Here is a 22212-nt window from a genome sequence, read left to right on the forward strand (position 1 = left end):
AACGCAAAACAAAACAGGTAATCTCGTGGACTTTTCTTCTGTAAAGAATATCATCTTTGACCTGGGTGGGGTCATCATCAACATTGACTATGCCAAAGGAACCGATGCCCTCAAGGCCTACGGCAAAACTGGGTCAAAGGTAGACTTTAGCCAGAAGGCTCAGTCTGAACTATTTGACTTGTATGAGCGCGGGGATATCTCCTCTGAGGAATTTAGGGAAGGACTTCGGGCCGAATATTACCTGGAGGCGTCTGATGAACAAATAGATGAAGCCTGGAACAGTTTGCTCCTGGATATTCCGGCCGAGCGGATTGAACTGCTGCGTGCGTTAGGAGAACATTACCGCCTTTTCCTGCTCAGCAACACCAACGCCATCCACATGCTCGCCTTCAATAAGATTGTGGAAGACAATTTCGGGATACCCAGCCTAGACAGCCTCTTTGACAAAGCCTATTACTCGCACTTAGTGCGGATGCGGAAGCCGGGCGGTGCCGTTTTTGAGCACATACTGGCCGAAAACAGTCTGAAACGCGAAGAGACGCTGTTTATTGATGACAGCATCCAGCACATTGAAGGAGCCAAAAAAGTAGGCCTGCACACCATCCACCTGGCTCCTCCGCTTACCATTAACCAGGTGCTGAAGGAGGCGCTGCCCGAACATGGCGCGTAAGCTGGCGCTGCACGTACTGCTGTTCCTGCTCACCGTGGTCACGACTACCCTGGCGGGGGCCGAATGGCGGTACGGCCGGTCTTTCTTTTACGGGTATGGGGGATTCATCTGGCCCCCGGCCATCACCTGGCAGCAGGTACTGGGCGGACTGGCGTTCTCGTCGGCGTTTCTGGGTTTCCTGACCGTCCATGAATTTGGCCATTACCTCACTGCCCGCTTTTACCGGGTGCGGGTCACCCTGCCGTATTACATTCCCATCTGGCTGGGGGTCACCTTCGGGATTGGTACCATGGGGGCCTTCATCCGAATCAAAGAGCGCATCTTCTCCCGGAAGGAGTTTTTTGACATCGGGATTGCGGGGCCTTTGGCGGGCTTTGTGCTGGCATTGGCTATCCTGGCCTATGGCTTCACGCACCTTCCGCCGCTGGAGTACCTTTATTCCATCCATCCAGATTACCGCGTTTGGGGGCAGAACTATGAGGCGCATGTGTATTACCGGGCCGATGACCTGGCCATAGGCAGAAACCTGCTGTTCTGGCTTTTCGAAGAGCTGGTGGCTGACCCTGCTTTACTGCCCAGTAGGTACGAGATTGTCCATTACCCGCTCCTGTTTGCCGGGTTTCTCTCGCTGTTCTTTACCGCCTTGAACCTGCTGCCCATTGGGCAATTGGACGGCGGACACATCCTGTATGGCATGATGGGTTATGAACGCTTCAACCGGTTATCGCCCATTCTCTACATTCTCTTTATCTTTTATGCCGGATTAGGCTTGCTGTCGCTGGAAATCAATGTAGAGGAAGATTGGTGGAAATGGGCCGGATACGCCCTTTACCTGCTCGTCGTGTTCCGCCCCCTGTTCCCAGAGGCCCGAAGAGGTGTGCTGGTAGCCGCCGGGGTGCTGAGTGCCCAGCTTTTTGTCCAAATCATCTGGCCCCAGGTGCAAGGATATAACGGCTGGTTGGTCTTCGGATTGGTCTTGTCTAAAGCTTTAGGGGTTTTCCATCCGTCCAGCCCCAATGAGGAACCGTTAAGCCGGGGAAGAATCCTGTTGGGCTGGGTTGCCCTGGTCGTATTCGTCCTCTGTTTCAGCCCCGCCCCGTTTATCATTGACTGATGCTCTGTTTCGGGGCTGTTTTTCAGAAAACAGCCCCGAAACAGAGCAGTGTTCAAGTACAGCATAAGTAGAGCACCTGCCTTCTAAGCAGCAGGTGTTTGGTTCGAATCCAAACGGATTCACCTCCTATTCTCCCTATTTCAATCTCATTCAAACAAAATCCCCGTTTCGGGGCTGCTTTCTGAAAAGTAGCCCCGAAACGGGGATATTGGTTCTATTAAAATTACGCCTCGTTGTAGGCCAACATGCCGCCTGACACATTGCGGACGTTGGTGAAGCCTTGCTGTTGCATGATGGCTTGGGCCGTGGCAGAACGCTTGCCAGAGCGGCAATGCACCAGTACTTCCTGGTCTTTGTATTCCTCCAATTCATGGATGCGCTCGGGCAAAGAGCCCAGGGGAATCAACTTGGCACCAGCAATGCTTTGCTCTTCGTGTTCCCAAGGCTCGCGCACATCAATTAAGATAGGAGTTTCATTATTGGCTAAGCGTTGTTTCAGTTCAGCGGCGGTGATGTCTGCAGTAATCATTTTTGAAGGATTAGTTTAGCGGTTCTAAGTTGGTTTCCTTTTTGGGATTTTACAAGATAAATTCCGGTGGTGAGCCCGGTGGAGAGCGTTAACGGCTGGCCTTTCGGCACTTTTGTCCAGGTTTGGAGTAATTGGCCGGTAAGGGTGTAGAGCTGCACCTGGTCAAAGGCCTGGTGCAGGTAAAAATGCCCGGTATTGGTTGGATTAGGGTACAAGAGCGCCTCCGAAGTCGCAAGTTCATCGCCTGCTGAGGTAAGCGTCCCGGTCATCACGGGCCGCAAGAGCAGGGCCCCGCCCAGATTTTCAACGGCACCCCAAGCGGTGGCTCCGTTCAAGGCGAAGAGCTTTCCGTCTGTGTTCTCGTTCAGGTCAAAGCCTACGTTGACAAACACGCCGCCCGAAGGTTGCCGGTAGCCTACGTAAAAGCGGCCCTGCACCTCTATTTGCCGGTCTAGGGTGATCTCCAGCCAATTATTCAAGCCAGTGGCGGCGGGTAGCACAAAGCGTTGCTCATATACGGGTTGGTCAGCGGGTCTGCCGTTGTTATCGGCCCAGATGCGGAGAAACAGTTCGGTGCCGGGCGTGTTGGTGCCGGTAAAGAATATCCGGACGGCTTTGATTCTATCTGCTTTGTTTACGTCAAACTGATACCCCAACTGCACCGCGGTTCCCGAAGGATAACTGAACCCGGTCTCGGCGGAGCCGTCATCATAGGCATAGAAGTCCTGCAGGTCTGTCCGCCGCCGGAGGGTGTCATTGTAGCGGGTGTAGAAATTGGGTTCTTTCGTGTTCAGAAACAGAACGGTCTCTAAGGAATAGGGCTGGTTCTGGCTGCTCAGGAAAGCACTGGGCGGCGCAGCGGTAATGGGGGTTCTGACACCGGCATTGACCGGGGCACTTCCGCGCAGGAAGGTATCCACGGCACTGGTGGTCAGGTTTTTCACGTACGCGCGCCAGCTCAAGGCGGCGGGCACATTGCTGAGGTTAGCCAGTTCAGAACCTACTTGTTGTCTGGTCTCCCCGGTCGGGCTCTCCAGAAACTGCCAGATGGGCATGGCACTGTAGCGTTGCAGCAAAGAAGGAAGCCGCTGGGTTAAGGCTACGTCATAGGTTTGGAGTTGCCCCTGCCGGCGGTTACGGTCTAGGTACGCATAATCTACGTGCCAGACATCGCGTAGGCCGCTTTGTCTGCCGCTGCTCACCCACCTGAATTGGAAGCCATTGTAGAGGTAGCGGCTTTCCCTGAGAGCCACCATGACCGGGGCAAACATTGTGGAGCGTCCGGTTCCCCTTTGCGACCAGACAGAATTCCAGGTGCCGTTTGCCTCTTTGAACTCTAGTTGCAGCGAATAAAGGTTAGAACTGGAAAAGTCCGGCGCATCTACCAACCCACCCGCCTGCCAGTAAAAACTCAGGTACAAGGAGTCCTGCGGCTGGAGGGTGCTCAGGTTCAAGGGTTTGGAGGTAAGGGTATCGGTAGGGCCAACGGCGGTGCTGTTGCCGTACGGCTGCCCTTCGGCGTTCAAGCCATCAAAGGAGGCCGCGTAAATAGACGGCGGATTGGCTGCTAATCTGTTGGTGACGGAAACCCCGCCGCGGGTGAGCCAGCGCGTGGCATCAGGGGCACCTTCGCTTTGGGCGAAATCATCAAAAAACGGCAGGGAAAGGGTATCGCCGGGGGCGAGTGGCTGGGGCGTGGCCCCGATGGGTTTTCCGGCGGTTTGCCCTGTTCCCGCCACGTGGGCGGGCAATTGGTTCAGGGGCGTCAATACCTGTGCGTGGGCTGTCCATCCCCCCAAGAATAACATCAGAAAGATGGTCAGCCGCTGACGCATAGAATTCTTTTATTGAATAGGCGTTACCGATTGTGGCCCGGCCACCCAGATGTCTATTAATTCTCCGGTTCTGATCTTTGTTTTGACACTGTCACCGGCAATGGGTCTTTGTTTCAATACGGTTCCGTCCAGTTCTCCGTTGGGCGCTTCCATGTAGATAACGGAACCAATCTGCAAACCTTGTCCGGTCACCAGCATGGTGGCTTCGTCAATTGGCATGCCCACCAAGGAAGGGACATCCAATTCGGTATTGCCCAAGCCGTTTCCTACCTCCAGGTCAATGCGGGAGCCTTTGGCCACCGGTTCACCCGGCTTGATTTCCCGGCCGTTCAGGAACTGGCGCAGAATGGAGTTCTCGGCCAAGTCCGGCACATACCGTATCTCGCCCAGGTTCAGGTCATAGTTCTTCAGAATCATCTCGGCATTCTTCACCGAGCCTTCAATGAGTTTCGGCATCTTGATGAGCGGTGGGTTCTTCATGTTGATGCTCACGTAGATTTTCCGGCCTTCTTTCACCTTTTCGCCCGCTTTCGGTTCCTGGGTAATGACCGAGAACGGAGCTTTGCCCTGCTCATAAGTGGAGTCACTCACGTAAAAACGCAGGTCTTTGTCCGCCAGAAAATCTTCCAGCTCCTCTACGGACATGCCCGCCAGGTTGGGCACCGAAATGGTTTCACCATGGTTGGTGGTGCTGGGCAGGTACACAAAGAAGAACAGAAACAGAAACAGAAACACAATGACCACCATGATGGCCAGATGCTTGAACACGTCACCCAAGGACTGGGCTTTCAGAAAACCACTCATTACTTAAGAGATAACTTTTTTGGTGCGCTCCATGCCGAACTGCAGGATGCGGTCAATGAAATCATAGGGTTTGTAGCCGTTAATGGCCGTCTGGTGGAAGATACACGTAGCCGGGGTCATGCCAGGCAGCGAGTTTACCTCAATGATGATGGTCTCCACGCTACCGTCCTGGTGCACCCGCACGAAAGCGTCTATGCGGGCATATCCCTCAATGCGCAGAATCTCCGCCACCCGTTTCAGGTCTTGCTTCACCTGGTCAGAGATGCGTTGCCGCTCCTGTGGGTCTCTGGCGTAACGGGCCGGGGTAATGTTCTGCCCCTCTCCTGCCAAAAACTTCTCTTCCAGACTCAGTACTTCTCCTTCGGCCAACGCTTCAGAGGCCTCAAATATTTCGTACTCGGTGCGCCCATTAGAGCCATAGCTGGTCAATAAACCGCCCGTAATCTCCAGGAAGTGCTTCGCGCCCTCGCGCGAAATGAGGTTCTCAATCAGGAAATAGCCTTTCATGGGCACCTCTTCCTTGAAGCTCAGTTTCAGCACCTGGGCCGGGCCTTCCGGTATTTCAACGGAGTTCCGGAAAATCAACTCCGCGAAGGCTTCCAGTTCTTCGCGGGTTTTGATTTTTTTCACCGCCGAAGAACACCCGTCATCGGCGGGTTTGGCGATGAACGGATAAGCGAAACGCTCCTCAATGTATTGGAAGAACGCATCTTGATTTTCTTGCCAGTCTTTCTTGAAAGCCAGCATGTGCTCTGCCACATGCACGCCGTTTTCGCGCAGAATCCGGTTGGTCTCAAATTTATTGATGGTCACCTGCGAAGACTGGATGCCTGAGCCGTTGTACGGAATCAAATATTTTTCCAGCTCGGTCTGCAACTCACCGTCCTCGCCTGGTCTACCGTGCAAGGCAATGAACACCGCATCTACCAGACTCTTCAACTGCTCATACGTGAGCCGCTGCGGTTTCTGCAACGTGCTACCGGCGTACGTACGCGTAATGCCCGAGGCGGCTTCTTTGATTTGGGCCAACACCGGGTGCGTAGGCACGCCCGCCTCAGCGGCTTCTATTTTCTCTTTGATGTCATCTGCGTTGTCCTTCAACATGATGTTGATGGGAATCTGGTACAGCTGATGCGTTTCCTCGTTTCCGGTCAGGAAAATGGGAATGGGCTCGTATTTGGTAGAAGAGGCCAGTTTCTCGTAGATGTTCCGGCCGCTTTCCACGGAAATGTGGCGCTCAGACGAGTAACCGCCCATAATCACACCCACCCGCAGCTTGTCATGGCGGTGCGCGCGCTCATCGGCCATCGCCGAATCTAATCTTCTCAGCAAGGCTGTTAAGTGCGACGTATTCTTGCCAGATTTCACCCGCTCCGCCAAAGATGTCCGGATGATGTAGGTCAGGAACTGCGAGGGGTTCAGCCCAATCTCGGCGGCCTGGTGGAAGAAGAACGACGACGGCAACATGCCACTCGTGGTGTTGGGGTCATTGAGGAAAATCTCGCCAGAATCGGTGATAAAGCCGTCCAGACGGGCGTACACGTTGAAGCCCAAGCTGGTGTACAGGCGTTCGCACTGCTGCCGTATCTCCTGAATCTGCTCGGTAGGCAAGTCAATGGGTGTGATTTTGCGGCTCAGGCCGGGCAAATATTTAGAGCGGTAGTCAAAGACCTCGCCGCCTTTCCTGATCTCGGTGGGGGGCAAGGCCAAAGGTCTCCCCGTCTGGTCTTGCACCACAATACAGGAAAACTCGCGGCCGTTGATGAACGCTTCAATGAGCACCTGCGTCTCGCTCTCCACGTTGGTGAGCGTGAGCGTTTCGGGGCCGTTTTGGGCAAAAGTAGCCGAAAGCTGGTTCAACAGTTCCTCGGGTGCGTAAATCAGTTTGCCGTCCTGGGTTTGCACCGGCAAGCCGATGCCCTCGCGGATATCCGTCAAGGTTTTCACGAAGTTCAGTTGCTGCTGGGCCGTCTTGCCGTTCCACTCAGTTTTCTGGATGGTGAGCGAGAACAGACTGCGGGCCACCGCTTCTTCAAACTGCTGCAGGTTTTTCTCTTTGATGATGGAAACGCCAATGGAAGAACCCTGGTGCGGGGCTTTCAAGACCAGCGGCAGGCCTAACTCAGCCACCAGATTGTCTAAAAGCGCGGCGCGGTCTTGCGTGGCGTGCCACTCCTGCAAACCCAGAATGCGGTAATCCGGTGTCGCGAAGCCGTGCTGCTGCAATAGGGCTTTCTGCGCAATCTTGTCAATGCCAATGGCCGAGGCCATGATGCCGGAACCGGAATACGGAAGGCCGTACCACTCCAGCAAGCCCTGGATGCTGCCATCTTCGCCGTATGGGCCGTGCAAAGTCAAAAACGCGAAGTCAAACAGTTCCCGGAACTGGTGCGGATGAATGCGGCGGCCTACGCGGGAGGCAATGCCGTTCAGTTCTTCCTCGCTCAGGTTGCCCAGGCTCTCCAGGTACATCTGCAGGCCATGCTGGGTGTGGGGCACCACGTCTACCGGCGGATAGAAATCGCGGATGGTGCCTTTGTAGATGTAATGCCAGTCCAGCAGGATGAAATTCCCCAGGCTGTCGGCAAATACCGGTACGGCCTCAAACAGGGACTTATCTAAATTATCGAAGACGGTGCGGCCCCCGGCGAAAGAGATTTCGCGCTCCCGGGATGGCCCCCCGAAGATTATTCCAATTTTCATTAGGGCAAAGATACTGATTTCGTTATTCGTTGTTAGTTATTCGATTTTCGTTCGCTAAAAAGCATCGGCCTGCGCCGCAGACTGGTTCAATTTAAGACTCTACGTATTCCCTGGCAAATAAACACCGCATGCATTTAAAGGAGGCCTTTTTCTGTTTTCGGCCTGTTCTATGAAAAACAGGCCGAAAACAGAAAAAGGTTTTACCGCAATGGAATTTAGAGGACAAACCAATAGCCGCCAATGCTCAAGCAATTTGGGACGCAGATCTTTCATCTTCAACAACAGCCAAAGAACATCACTTACTACTCACAATAAATTATCTACAATATCAACAAATATTTATTGTTTATTAATAAATATTTGTTGAACGTTGCATTATCACTTTAAAACAGAATAAGATGGAAACAAAAACAAAGCTTATTTTAACCGTTCTGAATATTATTTCCTGGGTAGTATTCATAGGGCTCTGCATGAAGACCGGGGCCATTGTCATTTCGTTTTTTGTCAGCCTCTTTGTGAATCCTGAAGGGGCCAGAGACCTTTACTTGGGTCTGGATCTGCATGATTTGTACAGTTTCAGCCTTCGGCATTATGTAGGGGTGGTTTCGCTGGTTGTTTTCCTGTCTGGCCTGAAAGCGTACCTGGCGTATCTGGTGGTGAAGATTTTCTCAAAGTTTGACTACGCAAATCCGTTCAACTCAACCAATGCCGCGCTTATTTCCCAGATCAGCCACATTGCCTTGGGCACCGGAGTTTTGGCAGTGATAGCCAGCAGCTACAGCAAAGTGCTTCTGAAGAGCGGCATTGCGCTGCCGCTGCACTGGGAAAGCAGTGAATTCCTGTTTCTGGCGGGCATCATCTTTATCATCGCGCAGGTCTTTAAAAGGGGAATTGAGTTACAGACCGAAAACGAATTAACCGTTTAGTTATGCCCATAGTCGTTAATTTGGATGTGATGATGGCGAAAAGGAAAATGTCTCTGAACGAGCTTTCCGTAAAAGTGGAGTTAACGTTGTCTAATCTTTCCATTTTAAAAACCGGAAAAGCCAAAGCCATCAGGTTCAGCACCTTAGAAGCCATTTGCAAGGCACTGGACTGCCAGCCCGCCGACATTCTGGAATATGTGGATTAACCAGATGTAGTACCGCTTACTTTATTGTAAACATAACTAATAGTGGCTCTTTCAACAAAGGGCCACTATTTTCACGTGCGTGTCACTGGGCTTGCCTCTGGCACATCAGAAACAAAACCTTTCTTACTTGTGACAGTTTGCCCTTTTCAGCTTGTTTGACTTTCAGGCGAATAATTAAGAAACCGGCTGTTGCACCCCTAATTATCTGCCTATGAAAGGCAAGGAAACAAAACCCGTGGTGATGGCATTATCTGCCGCAACACTTCTCTGCACCGGATGGGCCATCATCCTTACCCGAAACCAATATGACGGCAACTCAGACAAGAAAAAGATGGTTGCCACTGCCAGAGGCGCCAGCAATGGCTTTGGGCCTGTTTTTTGAAAAACAGGCCCAAAACACATCTACTTAAAACCATCGCTCTTTCACAGCGACCATACTTTCTGGCGCATTTTGAAAATCGGGTAACTGAAACAAACAACGAGTAACGAAATCTGTATATTTGCCTGCACCTATTTAAACAGGATCTGCGTACGAAGAACCTAACCTTACCTAGCTATGACCACCATTGACCAGTACAACTTCCGAGGGAAAAAAGCCCTGGTACGCGTAGATTTTAACGTGCCTCTGAACAGCAGCTTTGAAATAACCGACGATACCCGCATTAGGGCGGCGGTGCCAACCATCCGCAAAATTCTAAACGACGGTGGGGCCGTGATTCTGATGTCTCACCTGGGCAGACCAAAGGGTGGGCCAGAGGAAAAGTATTCGTTGAAGCACCTGCTCAAACCGTTGGAGGAAGTTTTCCAGCTGCCCATTCAGTTTGCCTCTGATTGTATTGGTAGCGAAGCCGTGGAACTGGCGAACAGCCTGCAACCCGGCCAGATCTTGTTGGTAGAAAACCTGCGTTTCCACAAAGAAGAAGAGCAGGGAAACCATAGCTTCGCCGAGAAACTGAGTCTATTAGGCGATGTGTACGTGAACGATGCCTTCGGGACGGCGCACCGCGCCCATGCCTCTACCGCTATTGTGGCTGAATACTTCCCGCATGACAAAGTGTGTGGCTCTGTGATGCAGGCCGAGTTGGAGAATGCGCAACGCGTTCTCTCCTACGCCGACCGACCGTACACGGCCATCATGGGCGGCGCGAAGATTTCCGACAAAATTCAGGTGATTGAGCAGTTGCTAGACCGCGTGGACAACCTCATCATTGGCGGCGGCATGAGCTATACATTTGCCAAAGCCCAGGGCGGCACCATCGGGAATTCATTGCTGGAGGAAGACAAGCAGGAATTGACGCTTGAGCTTCTGAAGAAAGCCGAAGAAAGAGGCGTGAAAATCTACCTTCCTTCTGATTCTGTCATTGCAGATGCCTTTGACAACAACGCCAACACGCAAGTAGTCGCCAGCGGCACCATTCCGGACGGATGGATGGGCTTGGACATAGGGCCAGACACCATCGCCACGTTTGCCGAAGTGGTTCGGAACTCTAAAACCATTTTATGGAATGGCCCCATGGGCGTATTTGAGTTCGAGAACTTCGCGACCGGCACCAAGGCCATTGCCGAGGCGGTGGTGGAAGCCACTAAGAACGGAGCCTACTCCCTCATTGGCGGCGGTGACTCAGCGGCGGCGGTTACCCAGATGGGCCATAGCCATGATGTGTCCTACGTGTCTACCGGCGGTGGCGCTCTACTGGAATACATGGAAGGCAAGCAACTGCCCGGCGTGCTTGCGCTGCAGATGGAAGAAACTCCTTTGACCTAAATTTCCATAAAACAGAACAGAAACGGCAGCAAGAACTCTTGCTGCCGTTTCTGTTTACAGGCTGTTTACTCCCATTCTCCTGTAAAGACGACTCCATTCTGCGGGTAGTCTCCGGCGGGCCTGAAGACTTGCACCAGTAAACGCAAAAACCTGTGAGGTCATGAAAACCTCACAGGTTTTTGCGTTTAGAGCCTGTTTTTCGAAAAACAGGCCCTAAACGCAGTTGGCGCAGACACTCATAGGAGCTGCGCGCACTACGAGGCCTTTGGAGCAGGCAGCAGCTCAGGGTGAGCCAGCAGAAAGCTGGCGCGAGACTCCAGCCTCGCCGGGAACCACTACCCATGGGGCGTCAGTATTCTTAAAGGAGACTGGGAGTAAGTAAAATCGACCTGAAAACCCCTATCCACTACTTAACATAAATAAAAAACCGAAGACACTACCTCTCCTTTCTATGAAGATTCCCTTCTGGTGTGTAGCCCACTACCCCACTCTCCAGCATCTCTTGCAGCAAACCACCTAATAACTCCTGTTCTGAGGAACTGAAGTGCATGGCAATGGATTTAGGGTGCAGCGGCGTCTCTTTCAAATGGCTGAGCACGCGGGCTTCCATGTGGAGCTTGTTTTCCGCCAGCTTCTTTTTCTTTTTTTGGGCCAGGCAGTAGTCGCAGATGCGGCAAGGCGCGGTAGCCTGCTCCCCGAAATAGGCTAAGATTTGATTAGTCCGGCATTTGGCTGTGTTCTGCATGAAGTTGATGACCGCATTGGCTTTCTCCAGCGCCCGCTCCCTGAACAAACCCAACCGTTTCTGGTCGATGGGCAGGGAAACGGCATCAAACCGGGGAGCCGTGAACTGTACCTGCGGGCCGTCATGCTGCGGTTCATAGACCAACACTTTGCGCTGGTGCAGGTGCTGCAGCTGCTGCCGCACCGTGGCCTCGGGTACCGAAATGTGTTTGGCCAGTCCTTTTTCCGAAATCTTCACAAAATCCCGGAACAGTTCGCCGCCGTAAAGCCGCAGCAATCCTTTAATGACCGGTTCCAGCGTTTCGTTTATGATTTGGTATTCGTAGAGTTGGGTATTACTGAGCAGGAAATTGACTTTGGAAGGACTGTAAAACCCTTCGTTCAGTTGCAGCAATCCCTCAGACTCCAGTTGTTTCAGGGCGAAATGGACTTCCATGGGCGATAGTTGGTACGTACGGCTAAACTCGGCTATATCAAAGTCAAACGACTGGAAAGCGCCGCTGCCAGTGGCCAGTTGGTAGAAGTTCGCCAACGCCTGGTACACCCGCTTCAAGGTCTCCACGGGCGGATACGCCTCCTCGGTTTTCTTCAGGAGCAGCTTTGCATCTTCGGGGCCTAACAAGACGGTGGCATAACTGTATTTCCCGTCTCGGCCAACCCTTCCCGCCTCCTGGTAATACGCTTCCAGTGAATCGGGCAAGTCCAGGTGCACCACCAGCCGGACATCCGGTTTATCAATCCCCATCCCGAAGGCGTTGGTGGCCACCATCACGCGCACGCGATCCATAACCCAATCGGTTTGGGCGGTGGCGCGGGTTTGGTGCGGTAACCCGGCGTGGTACGCGGCGGCTTTGATGCCTTGGTTGTGCAGCCACTGGGCCAGTTCCATGGTGCGGCGGCGGTTGCGCACGTAGACAATGGCGGTGCCGTTCATCTTCTGCAGTATCTCGCGCAACCTGCCTTCTTTGTCCTCCGTCTGCAAAACCGAATAGGAAAGATTTTTTCGGGCGAAGCTCTGCTGAAAGACCTGCTGCTTTTTGAACTTCAGCTTTTCCTGAATGTCTACTTTCACCGCTTCGGTGGCCGAGGCAGTCAAGGCCAGCACCGGCACGGCAGGCAACACCTCGCGCAGCTTGGCAATCTCCAGGTACGGCGGCCGGAAATCATAGCCCCACTGCGAGATACAGTGCGCTTCATCTACGGCCAGCAGACACACGTTCATGCGTTTCACGCGCTCCAGAAACAACTCCGTCTGCAACCGTTCCGGCGACACGTACAGGAACTGCACCACCCCAAACACGCAGTTATCCAAAATAATATCGCGCTCCCGTTCGGGCTGCCCAGCGTGTAAGGCCGCCGCCGAGATGCCGCGTTTTCTCAGGTTCTCCACCTGGTCTTTCATGAGCGCAATCAACGGCGACACCACCACGCATATCCCCTCCATAGCCAACGTAGGCACCTGAAAGCAAATAGATTTTCCGCCCCCGGTAGGTAGAATCGCCAAGGTGTCTTGTCCTTTCAGCACCGAAGTAATAATCTCCTCCTGCCCCGGCCTGAACGTCTCATGTCCCCAATACTGCTTAAGAATATCCTGAATGATTGCCATATCTCCCCAAAATTACGAATTCCTTGGTGGAAGCGCCTACCTCTCTCTCTCACCGTTTCTGCTTAGAGAAAATGGAGCCCTACGGGCAGAGTGATGTAAGCCTGTTTTCCATAAAACGGCCCTAAAACAGAAAACCCGACCAAGGGCCGGGCTTCTGTACATTCACTTCAATTTTAAAGGCATTAGGCAGCGGCAGCTTGTTCGTGCTCGCGGTCTTCAATCACTTTTCTCAGCTTCGCGATAGACTGCTTGGCCCGTTCCTCGTCCAGTTTGTTGATGTTCAGGAGCATTTTGGTTTTCTCCTGCCGCGTAATGACTGGGTTGTTCAGCAGCCGGATGATCTCTTCCTTCTGCTTGGCCGTGGCGTATTTCACCGTCGCTTCCTCCGTCACTTCCGGGGCCGGAGACACGGTAGGCGCTGGCGCAACCGGAGCGGGCGTTACTTCCGCAGCCACCACATCGGCCGGAACGGCTTTCATGGTTTTGGCGGGCACGGCTGGTTTAGCTGTTTGTTCCGTTTTCTGCTCGGTCACGTTGCCTTGGTAGTCCATCTCCTCGGCGGGAGTTGGCTCATATCCGGCGGCCCTAATGATCCAGGCTAATATATTACGATAGGCTTTCCCGATGGCTCTGGTCTGCGCCATAGACGCGATAGCGTATTCCTGGTAGTACTTACGGCCTTGCTCTTTGTTGGAGCACAGCGCGAAGCCCGCGCCAACAATCTGCTCGGTACGCAGGTTCAGCAGGTTCACTTTGGCCATGTACTTGATCTCAGTGCTATCGCTCATGTTGGTGAGCGCGTCTACCACGGGCAGAATACCCAAGCGGGAACCGGCGTACTGCCAGCCTTCCACGTTCACGTACTCTTTGCCTTGTATGTTTTGATACAGCCGGTTTTCCTTAATGAACTTCGCCAAATCAACGGCCAAGTGCATGGTTTCGTCTGAGCGGGAGATATCAAAACTCTCGATTTTGTGCTTCTTAACCACTTTCTCTTCGTTTGGTTCTTGGTTCACTTTGGTCTGCATTTTTTCTCTGGTTTCTGTTCAGATTAGTAACAGAACGAGTGCGGTAAAAGTGCCCCTTATCTTCAAAAATACAGCAAATTATACTACTGATTATCAATCACTTACAACGTAATGCTAAAATATTTTTAGCATTGCTAAAGATCTGTTTCACAACTACTTACAAAACACACGAAACAACCTGAAAAGAAGCATTGCCAAAGGTCACAAGCACGGCATGGTAATACCCTCTGTCTCTTTGCCTTACAAAAGACGTGACTCCCGCAAGGGGTCATTGAACCTACCCTTCCAGGAGAAAACCTTCAACCGGCGCAATTTGGTTTAGGGGCGTTTTGAGAAAAAGAGCCTTAAAACCGCACCGGTTACCACCTGATTTGCCACGCTCCGTCTTCTTCCAGCACGTGGACTTTGTAACCGGCCGCCCGAAGTTCGGCAGCCTTTCTGGACACGTACCTTCTGGAGTTGGTTTGGTCTAAGAGAATTATACGGGTGGAAAAACTGCGCTGGAGTCTAGCCAAATCAAACCATACATTCTGCTGCAACACCATGGCGTCTACTGCAATCGGCTGCGCTACGTTCCTGGGCAATTTCTTAAGCCAAAGCAGCCGTTTGCCCTGCCATACCACCAAGCGGTTTCCTTCTGGGGTAACATAGAGAGGGACAGGCTGTTTTTCCCCTGTTTTCGCTAAAGCAGGAGAAAAAGAAGCCTTTTGCCTCACCCCTCTGGCCCACCAGTACGGCTGCACCTGGTAAGAAAATAGCGTGGGTTGGGCATAGAAGGAAGAATCTGCGAAGAAGGTGACATGCCGGCCTTGCAGGACACTTGTCGCGCTGCTCCTTCTAGCGCTATGGATAACCAACTCTTTGGTGCGGCGTTGCCGATGCGCCTCGGCCAGTTCTGTGCCGGAGAAAAACGCCAGACACAGGACAGTCACCCCCAGCCAGGATAGTTTCTTCTGTACCAGGAAAAGGACAGCCGCAATGATGAAAAGATACAAGGCTACCACCTGCCCGGGGGTGATCACAAACCCATCCAGCACCGCCGCGGGCCAGCGCTCCAGCCAGAGCAGCAGTTCATTCATGAGCCACAGCGTCCATTCCAGTAATTGGCCCACAAGGCTATTGAGTACGGGTACCCAGAAGAGCAACATAAACCCAATGCCCAGGTACAAGGCCCCCGAAGACAGCGGCACCGCCACCAGGTTAGCGACCCAGAAATACACCGGAAACTGATGAAAGTAATAGAGACTCAACGGAAACGTAGCCACCTGTGCCGCAATGGAAATAGCCAGTAATTCCCAGACCAGGCGCACCGGTTTCTGCGCAGGGTACCAAAGTTTCAGGAACAAGGGTTGCAGCAGCACAATACCCGCTACGGCCAGAAAAGACAGTTGGAACCCAACATCAAACAGGAAATTGGGGTCGTAGAGCAGCAAAGCCAAGGCCACCAGAGCCAGGGTATTCAGAATGGAAGACCTGCGGCGCAGCAACAAACCCAATTCCACCAGCGAGAACATACACACCGACCGCAGCACCGAAGCCGACATGCCCGTCACGAAGGCGTAAAACCAGACAATGCCCACAATGAGCAGGAAGATCAGCAGTTTACTGGTTTTGTTACGCCGCAGGGGTTTCAGGAAAAGCAACAGCACGCCGTAAAGCAAGCCCACGTGCAGCCCGCTCACGGCCAGCACGTGCATGGTTCCGGTGCGGGCGTACGCGTTGCGCAGCGCGGCATCCAGGTCATCCTGCACGCCCAGCACCAGCGCGTTGGCAATGGTGCCCTCGCGTTTGGCCCGTATGTGTTCTCTGAAAGCGTTTTCGAGCTGTTTTCTGATTTTCAGGCTCAAAGCCACCACCGCGCTGGGGGGTGCATAGCCGATGGTAAGCCAGGTGCTGTGGGGAAGATACGCCTGCCATTGAATGTGCTTCAGGGCCAGATAACGTCTGTAATCAAACTGGAAAGGGTTGGCGGGTTGGGCGGGAGGCATCAGCGTGCCTTGTACCAGCAGTTGCTGCCCGTACTGCAACGCCTCTGCTTTGGCAGAATGGGGCAGAAACACGGCTACCTGACCTTTGGCGGGATACCATTTCCCGTTGGCCAGAACGGCCTCCACCCGACCTACTGAACTGACCGAGGTAGGTTTAAGGGCCACGGCCTTGACCAGCGTGATGCGGTAATGGGTGATTTCCTGGGCGGGCACCGGAAGCGTTTCAGGCTTGTTTTTCAAAGAACTGCCCCAAAACGAGAAAGCGGTGACAGCCAGCATGCCGGCTAGTCCGGCCCCTCTCCTACGCCGGGCTAAAGGACGTTTTAGCGCGAACCACCCCGAAACTAAAAACAGGAGCACAAAAAAAGCCGCGGTTTCTCCCGCAAAAGAGAAACCGCGGCCTACCGTATGGTACAAGACAATGCCGAGCACAAAGCTGCCCACCAGCCGAAACGTGCCCGCAACTGCCGCTTTAGCCATTCAGCACCATTGTGTTTTGTTCCGAATTCCCTGTGGAAGAAAGCGCACCAGCCAACGTAAACCCGAAAAATTCACCGAAGGAAACCGATGGCGAGCGAGCCTGCGGATTCATCTGTTTTAGGGAGTTCAACGCAACTGGTCTGTTTTCCATCTTCTTGCAAAGGGAGTTTCCCGGCTGTTTTTCAAAGAAATCGGCAAAAGTACTTCCTCTACAGAGAAGGCGCCTTTGCCGAATTCCAAATTAGTCGTCGTGGCGGCGGAAGTTCTGGCGGCGGCGGGGCGCATCCTGATTTTCGGTGTCTCCGCTTTTCTCCCGTTCTTCGCGCTCTTTCTGGCGTTTTTCGTCAAACTTAGTGTATGCCTCCACAATGTTCTTCACCAACCGGTGGCGCACCACGTCCTCGGCCTGCATTTCTACAAAGCCAATTCCTTTGATGTCGCGCAGCACGGTCATGGCTTCAATGAGGCCAGAGCGTTGGTTGCGCGGTAAGTCTATCTGGGTGCGGTCACCGTTGATCATCACCTTAGAGGTGGGGCCCATACGGGTCATGAACATCTTGATCTGCATGGGGGTGGTGTTCTGCGCCTCGTCCAACAGCACAAACGCGTGGTTGAGGGTACGACCCCGCATGTAGGCCAACGGCGCTATCTCTATGATTTTGTTTTCATAGTAATACTTCAGCTTTTCTACCGGAATCATCTCTTCCAGGGCATCATAGATGGGCCGCAGATACGGGTCTACTTTGTCTTTCATGTCGCCGGGCAAGAACCCCAGGCTCTCGCCAGCTTCCACCACCGGGCGTGAGATGATGATTTTCTTTACCTCTTTGTTTTTGAGCGCGCGTACCGCCATGGCCACCGAGATAAAGGTTTTACCGGTACCGGCGGGCCCCAGGGCGAACACCAAATCGTTTTTGGCCACGGCCTCTACCAACTTGTGCTGGCTGGGCGTTTTGGCTTTGATAACGCCGCCTTTGCTGCCGTACACAATGACGTCTGGCGAGGTGATGACCACGTCCTCCTCAAAATCATTGTCGGCGGTCAGGAATTTATGCACGCTTTTGTCCGTGATTTTCCCGTACTGGTGGTAATGCTCAATGAGGGAGGAAAGGATTTCGTGGATTTTGGTGATCTCGGGGGTTTGCCCCTGTATCTTTATCTCATTGCCGCGGGAGATGATTTTGCTGCTGGGGAAAGCGGCGGCCAGTTGTTTTATGTTTTGATTTTCGAGGCCCAGGAAATCTAACAGAGAGATATTCTCCAGGGTTATTGTTTTTTCTACCAAGGGCTATTTCCGTTTATATATGTGGTTTTAAAACCAATCTACTGAAAATATAGTAGATTTGTTATAAGACAATTCTACAAATTATAAAGTTCTTTTGACCAACCGTTCCCATGGGAATTCTCACGTTACTGTCAGATTTTGGCACCATAGACCACTACGTGGCCGCCTTGAAAGCTAAGATATTGACTATCAACCCTACGCAAGTTATTGTAGACATCTCGCACCACGTAGAACCATTCAACATTGCCCATGGCTACCACGTGATCAACTCGGTGTACCAAGACTTCCCCAAAGGCACGGTGCATCTGATTGCCGTAGACTCCCACGGCACGCGCAGCGGCCGCTACCAGGTGGCCCGCCAGAAAGGACATTATTTTATCTGTGCCGACAACGGACTGCTTTCGCTCATTACCGACGGTGATCCTGAGCAGTTGGTAGACCTGCCCCTGCAACCAGACTCCACCTCGCCGGCCCGCGACATTATGGTGCCCGCCGCCGTGGCCCTGACCCAGGGCTCTTCCATGGCCGAGGTGGGTGAGTTAGCCGATGGCATGGTGCAGCTCATTAACCGGCAACTGCGGCTCAACGACCATTCCATTACCGGCCACGTGGTGCACGTAGACCACTTCGGGAACCTGATCACCGATATTACCAAAGACAGCGTGGAGGCCATCGGCCACGGCCGAAACTTCACCATCCATTTCAACCGCGAAGTGATTGACCGCCTGAGCACCCGCTTCAACCAACCCAACGAAGGCGACACCGTGGCGCTGTTCAACCGGCAGGGCTACCTCACCATTGGCATCAACAAAGGCCACGCCTCAGAACTACTAGGCATGTACTTTGACTCTCCCGTAGACATCCGGTTTGCGCCAGACACGGAGTAATTGAGAATTAGGAATTGAGGAATGTGCGGTTGTAGTACTTGCTGGTTTATTGGTTATTAATCCAATTTCCTCTGTATTTACCAGTTTCTATTATTGTGTTCAACTTCAATTTTTGAGCCTTCCTAATTGAGTATTCCCTTTACTGCCATCCTCTGATTCTTCTTTATATTTTTGTCCTCCTGGAAGGATCTTGTGGCCGGACTAGAAAAGCTATTCTTTAACGCTTCTGCCGCTTTCCGCCAAGATCTTTTCAGGATGGCAGAGGGCTTAAGCGATTTTGGCTTATTTTTCCAAAAACACGGTTAAATTAGCACAGGCGGTCAAACTAATTCCTAATTATAAAAAATGCTGATACGAGTAGTGAGAATGACGTTTCTGAAGGAGCAGGTGCCTGCGTTTCTGGAGATCTTCAAAGCTTCCAGGGAGAAGATCAGTGCTTTTCCAGGGTGTAGAAGCGTGGAGCTGTTGCAGGACTACCACCTGCCCCATGTCTACAGCACCTACAGCCTCTGGGACTCTGACGAAGCCCTGAATAATTACCGCAAGTCAGAATTGTTCGGGAGTGTCTGGAAACCCACCAAAGCCCTGTTCTCTGAGCCTGCGCAGGCTTTTTCCTTTCAGCCCGCCCAACTATAGGGTAAGCGGAGTGTATCTTCTCCCCTGCTTCTTGCGTCTTGTATCTAATGATGAACGTTTAACCCCTATTTACCTGTGAACTACTTTCAATTCTATGGCCTCCCGGAAAGCTTTCTGCCCGATGAGAAAGCCATCCAGACCAAATACTACGCCTTGAGCCGCGAGTTCCACCCGGATTTCTACACCTTGGAGTCGCCCGAAAAACAGCAGGAGATTCTGGAGAAGTCTACCCTTAACACCAACGCTTATCGCACGCTCTCCAACTTTGACCGGCGCATGCAATACATTCTGGAGCAGCACGGTCTGCTGGAGGAAGGCGGTCAAAATGATCTGCCCCAGGATTTCCTGATGGAGGTAATGGAGTTGAACGAGCAACTCATGGATCTGGAGATGGACTATGACTCGGTGCAGTTTAAGATCGTTTCTGACCAAACCAACGAAATTGAGGGCTATCTGAAGGCTTCTATCTGGCCGGTGCTGGAATCTTATGAAACTTTACCCCCTGAGCAACAGGCAGAAGCGCTGAAACAGGTAAAAAATTACTACCTCAAGCAGCGTTACCTCTTGCGTATAAAGGAATCATTGAATAAGTTTGCATCCTCTTCTGACAGATAAAGCGTTTCACGCCTCGTTTTTCAGAATCTACCGGAAAGTAAATGCCCAGATGGCGGAATCGGTAGACGCGTTGGTCTCAAACACCAATATCTTCACGGATGTGCCGGTTCGACTCCGGCTCTGGGTACTCTTAAAGATTGAAAGCTGCTGATAATCAGCGGCTTTCTTGTTTTATAGGTGGCAAATTAGGTGGCAAAACCTATTCTATAATTCTATCCAAGGTTAAATCAAAACACGCCTTTAAGAATGCTCCTTTTCACTAGTTCAAATTATTTTGGTTGAACTGTTGATATCAAAGGTAAATAACTGACTTATTGATGATTATATAGCCCAATCTATAGTTATAGTCTGTTGATTAGTGTTGAACTGTTGACACTAAGTTGATAATCCGTTGAAGGGCAAATCACATCCAATTACCTATATTTCAAATAATTACTAGAACCTAGGACTTCTATTCAACTGTCAACTGCACAGGCTCAAACTTTTCATTGGGAATCAACTAGTATCTGCCTTTCTTAGCTTTAACTGATAATGACATTTTAGTATTAGTATTACCATCTAGTACCTCTACCCAACTGTAAACTTTGTAAGAACTATTTAAGGGCTTTAACCCCCACTTATCACTTACAATTCTTTTTATGTCATGAATTCCATGTACTGTTTTACGGCCAGTTGCTAATGTCATTAACTCAACAATATCATTCAATGCTAACTTTAGCCATTGTTCTTCATCCCCCGGCTTATGAGTTCATCATTGAACCCATAGTAATATTCTTTGATAGTCTCAATTAGCAGTTGTTCAGTATTACTTTTACTACCCCTCATGGCTATCTCCAAATCTCTTGTCCATATGTCCCCTACACTATGCCACATTCTAGTCAAAGGGTTGGGTGTGTGCATTTTCCTGTTTATCAAAAACCTCAGAAAAGCGGGTATCTCCTTCTCTAGATCTTGAATAAAATTAACATTGTCATTATTGAGAGGATGAATATATCTAACCCAGTACCGAATTTCTTCTTCTTCAATTGGTAGGAAGTCTTTAACATTATTAGATGCAAAAATAAACTTTCCAAAAAATTCTGTTTCAACCTTATCCTTTGTAGGCTCCCCACTTTTAGAACTGAGTAGGAGTATAAATTTCCATCAATATTGATTCAACGCCAGGGCTTCATCATGTATTAATTGCTTGGTTTCTGATGCCTTGGCATAAGCTACCGGAGACATGCCTCCTAGGGCATCATGCGGCCTGACCAGGTTATAGTCCTCGAGCCAGGCAGAAGTAACATCCCGGACTTCCTGGATGTTGTCAAACAGGTAAGCATTGAGCACATGCTTCCGGAAGGTGCCGTTGAACCGCTCTACGAAAGCGTTCTGCGTGGGCTTTCCTGGTTGGATGTAGATGAACTCTACCCCGTGCATCTGGCTCCATTCGACCATCAGGCTAGAAATGAATTCCGGGCCGTTATCCATCCGGACCCGCTTTGGCTTTCCCCTTTTCTTCATCAGGTGGTTAAGTACCCAGGCCACCCGGTTACTTTTCAAGGAGAAGTCCACCTCGATGTGCAGCGCCTCCCGATTATGATCATCCAGCACATGAAAGGACCGGAATCTTCTCCCGTTCATTAGGGCATCGCTCATAAAATCAATCGACTAGGTGTGGTTCAACTCCACCGGTACCTGCAAAGGCTGCCGGACGCGCGCTGGCAGCCTTTTCTTGGCTTTGCGCCGGATATTCAGCCCGATGGTTTTATAGATGCGATGCACCCGTTTATGATTCCATGGCTGCCCTTCATTACGCAGCCGGGCAAAGGCTTTCCAGAACCCCTCCCTGGGATGCTCTTCGGCCTTCCGCCGCAGCGCATCCTCCACCGGCTGGTCATCCTTCCGGGACTGATAGTAGTAAACCGACCTGCTCAGGTTGAGTACCCGACAAACCCTGCTGATGCCCCTTGCGGCGGGTGGGGACATCTCCTCTACAATCTGTCGCTTCTGGCAGGGCGTTAAAGCTTTTTTTCGATAATCTCCTTGGCTACCCTCAGGTCCAGGGCCAACTCGGCATACATGGCCTTGAGCCGCTTGAGCTCGGTGGCGTCCATGCCGTTGTAGCGCTGCCGCCACTTATAAAAGGCTGCCTGGCTCACACCATGCTCCCGGCTGATCTCAGCCACGCTTTTGCCGTCGGAGAACTCCTGGAGGAGCTTGGCGATTTGCTGTGGGGTGAAAGTTTTTCTTTTCATGATTGACTGTTCTAAGTTAAGAGTTTTTCTCTTTTCCTAAACAGTTCTATTTTCGGGGGAGCTTACAGTTACCCCAGCTACCCCCCATATGGACGAACACGGCGTTCTCATGGAAGAGGGCGGCCAGGGTATCGGCTTTCTTGTCGGCCATCCA

17 protein-coding genes, 1 tRNA gene and 1 pseudogene are annotated in these 22212 nt (G+C 51.8%); 10 read left to right on the plus strand and 9 right to left on the minus strand.

Translation table 11 applies throughout. The features are described from left to right. Nucleotides 1-25 precede the first annotated feature (25 nt). Both HHO50_RS18295 and HHO50_RS18300 read left to right on the plus strand, forming a co-directional pair. A complete protein-coding gene (locus tag HHO50_RS18295; RefSeq protein ID WP_181308184.1) occupies nucleotides 26-670 on the plus strand; it encodes an HAD family phosphatase in 645 nt (214 codons plus the stop codon). After that, the gene (locus HHO50_RS18300) at nucleotides 660-1784 is read left to right on the plus strand and encodes a site-2 protease family protein (RefSeq protein WP_181308185.1); all 1125 of its coding nucleotides are present in this window, start codon (nucleotides 660-662) and stop codon (nucleotides 1782-1784) included. The genes HHO50_RS18295 and HHO50_RS18300 overlap by 11 nt, the downstream gene beginning before the upstream one ends. 223 nt (nucleotides 1785-2007) lie before the next feature. Here HHO50_RS18300 and HHO50_RS18305 read toward each other — a convergent pair whose 3' ends face one another. From HHO50_RS18305 to HHO50_RS18320, 4 genes are read right to left on the minus strand one after another with little or no spacing between them, the layout of a single operon-like run. After that, the gene (locus tag HHO50_RS18305) at nucleotides 2008-2313 is read right to left on the minus strand and encodes a rhodanese-like domain-containing protein (RefSeq protein WP_181308187.1); all 306 of its coding nucleotides are present in this window, start codon (nucleotides 2311-2313) and stop codon (nucleotides 2008-2010) included. Next, a complete protein-coding gene (locus HHO50_RS18310; protein WP_181308189.1) occupies nucleotides 2310-4148 on the minus strand; it encodes a T9SS type A sorting domain-containing protein in 1839 nt (612 codons plus the stop codon). Before HHO50_RS18310 ends, HHO50_RS18305 begins: the two co-directional genes overlap by 4 nt. A 9-nt stretch (nucleotides 4149-4157) precedes the next feature. Continuing rightward, nucleotides 4158-4952 carry a PASTA domain-containing protein gene (locus HHO50_RS18315; protein WP_181308191.1) on the minus strand — a complete coding sequence of 265 codons (795 nt, stop codon included), beginning with the start codon at nucleotides 4950-4952 and terminating at the stop codon, nucleotides 4158-4160. A gap of 3 nt (nucleotides 4953-4955) precedes the next feature. Beyond that, on the minus strand, nucleotides 4956-7655 hold the full coding sequence (locus HHO50_RS18320; RefSeq protein WP_181308193.1) for a D-alanine--D-alanine ligase: 2700 nt from the start codon (nucleotides 7653-7655) through the stop codon (nucleotides 4956-4958). Between the two features lie 398 nt (nucleotides 7656-8053). Here HHO50_RS18320 and HHO50_RS18325 point away from each other — a divergent pair, with 398 nt between their 5' ends. The 4 genes from HHO50_RS18325 to pgk all read left to right on the plus strand — a co-directional run bounded on the left by HHO50_RS18325 (nucleotide 8054) and on the right by pgk (nucleotide 10552). Next, entirely contained in the window at nucleotides 8054-8581 is a 528-nt protein-coding gene (locus HHO50_RS18325) for a DUF2975 domain-containing protein (protein WP_181308195.1), read from the plus strand. 2 nt (nucleotides 8582-8583) lie between these two features. After that, nucleotides 8584-8787: a helix-turn-helix transcriptional regulator gene (locus tag HHO50_RS18330; RefSeq protein WP_181308197.1), complete on the plus strand. Its 204-nt coding sequence runs from the start codon at nucleotides 8584-8586 to the stop codon at nucleotides 8785-8787. A gap of 211 nt (nucleotides 8788-8998) precedes the next feature. Then, nucleotides 8999-9169, plus strand: coding sequence for a hypothetical protein (locus tag HHO50_RS18335; protein ID WP_181308199.1), 171 nt, complete (start codon nucleotides 8999-9001; stop codon nucleotides 9167-9169). Nucleotides 9170-9343: 174 nt separating this feature from the next. Further along, nucleotides 9344-10552 (plus strand): phosphoglycerate kinase, encoded by a 1209-nt coding sequence (gene pgk, locus HHO50_RS18340; RefSeq protein ID WP_181308201.1) that lies wholly within the window; start codon nucleotides 9344-9346, stop codon nucleotides 10550-10552. 436 nt (nucleotides 10553-10988) lie between these two features. Here the strand turns inward: pgk and HHO50_RS18345 are convergent, their stop codons facing one another. From HHO50_RS18345 to HHO50_RS18360, 4 genes are all read right to left on the minus strand, one after another. Next, nucleotides 10989-12902 carry an ATP-dependent DNA helicase RecQ gene (locus HHO50_RS18345; protein WP_181308203.1) on the minus strand — a complete coding sequence of 638 codons (1914 nt, stop codon included), beginning with the start codon at nucleotides 12900-12902 and terminating at the stop codon, nucleotides 10989-10991. Between the two features lie 182 nt (nucleotides 12903-13084). Then, complete coding sequence (locus HHO50_RS18350) at nucleotides 13085-13930, minus strand: hypothetical protein (RefSeq protein WP_181308204.1); 846 nt, start codon at nucleotides 13928-13930, stop codon at nucleotides 13085-13087. 359 nt (nucleotides 13931-14289) lie between these two features. Further along, complete coding sequence (locus tag HHO50_RS18355) at nucleotides 14290-16398, minus strand: ComEC/Rec2 family competence protein (protein WP_181308206.1); 2109 nt, start codon at nucleotides 16396-16398, stop codon at nucleotides 14290-14292. A gap of 241 nt (nucleotides 16399-16639) precedes the next feature. Then, nucleotides 16640-17683, minus strand: coding sequence for a PhoH family protein (locus HHO50_RS18360; RefSeq protein ID WP_181308208.1), 1044 nt, complete (start codon nucleotides 17681-17683; stop codon nucleotides 16640-16642). 110 nt (nucleotides 17684-17793) lie between these two features. Here HHO50_RS18360 and HHO50_RS18365 point away from each other — a divergent pair, with 110 nt between their 5' ends. From HHO50_RS18365 to HHO50_RS18380, 4 genes are all read left to right on the plus strand, one after another. Beyond that, a complete protein-coding gene (locus tag HHO50_RS18365; RefSeq protein ID WP_181308210.1) occupies nucleotides 17794-18570 on the plus strand; it encodes an S-adenosyl-l-methionine hydroxide adenosyltransferase family protein in 777 nt (258 codons plus the stop codon). 345 nt (nucleotides 18571-18915) lie between these two features. Continuing rightward, nucleotides 18916-19206 (plus strand): putative quinol monooxygenase, encoded by a 291-nt coding sequence (locus HHO50_RS18370; protein WP_181308212.1) that lies wholly within the window; start codon nucleotides 18916-18918, stop codon nucleotides 19204-19206. A gap of 75 nt (nucleotides 19207-19281) precedes the next feature. Beyond that, entirely contained in the window at nucleotides 19282-19821 is a 540-nt protein-coding gene (locus tag HHO50_RS18375; protein WP_181308214.1) for an iron-sulfur cluster co-chaperone HscB C-terminal domain-containing protein, read from the plus strand. A gap of 43 nt (nucleotides 19822-19864) precedes the next feature. Next, nucleotides 19865-19948 (plus strand) — tRNA-Leu (locus HHO50_RS18380). A 1073-nt stretch (nucleotides 19949-21021) separates the two neighbouring features. Here the strand turns inward: HHO50_RS18380 and HHO50_RS21395 are convergent. Next, nucleotides 21022-22058, minus strand: a pseudogene (locus HHO50_RS21395) (IS3 family transposase); the annotation flags it as partial. Nucleotides 22059-22212 lie beyond the last annotated feature (154 nt).

Source organism: Rufibacter sp. XAAS-G3-1, from assembly GCF_013623775.1.
Taxonomy (GTDB): Bacteria; Bacteroidota; Bacteroidia; order Cytophagales; family Hymenobacteraceae; genus Nibribacter.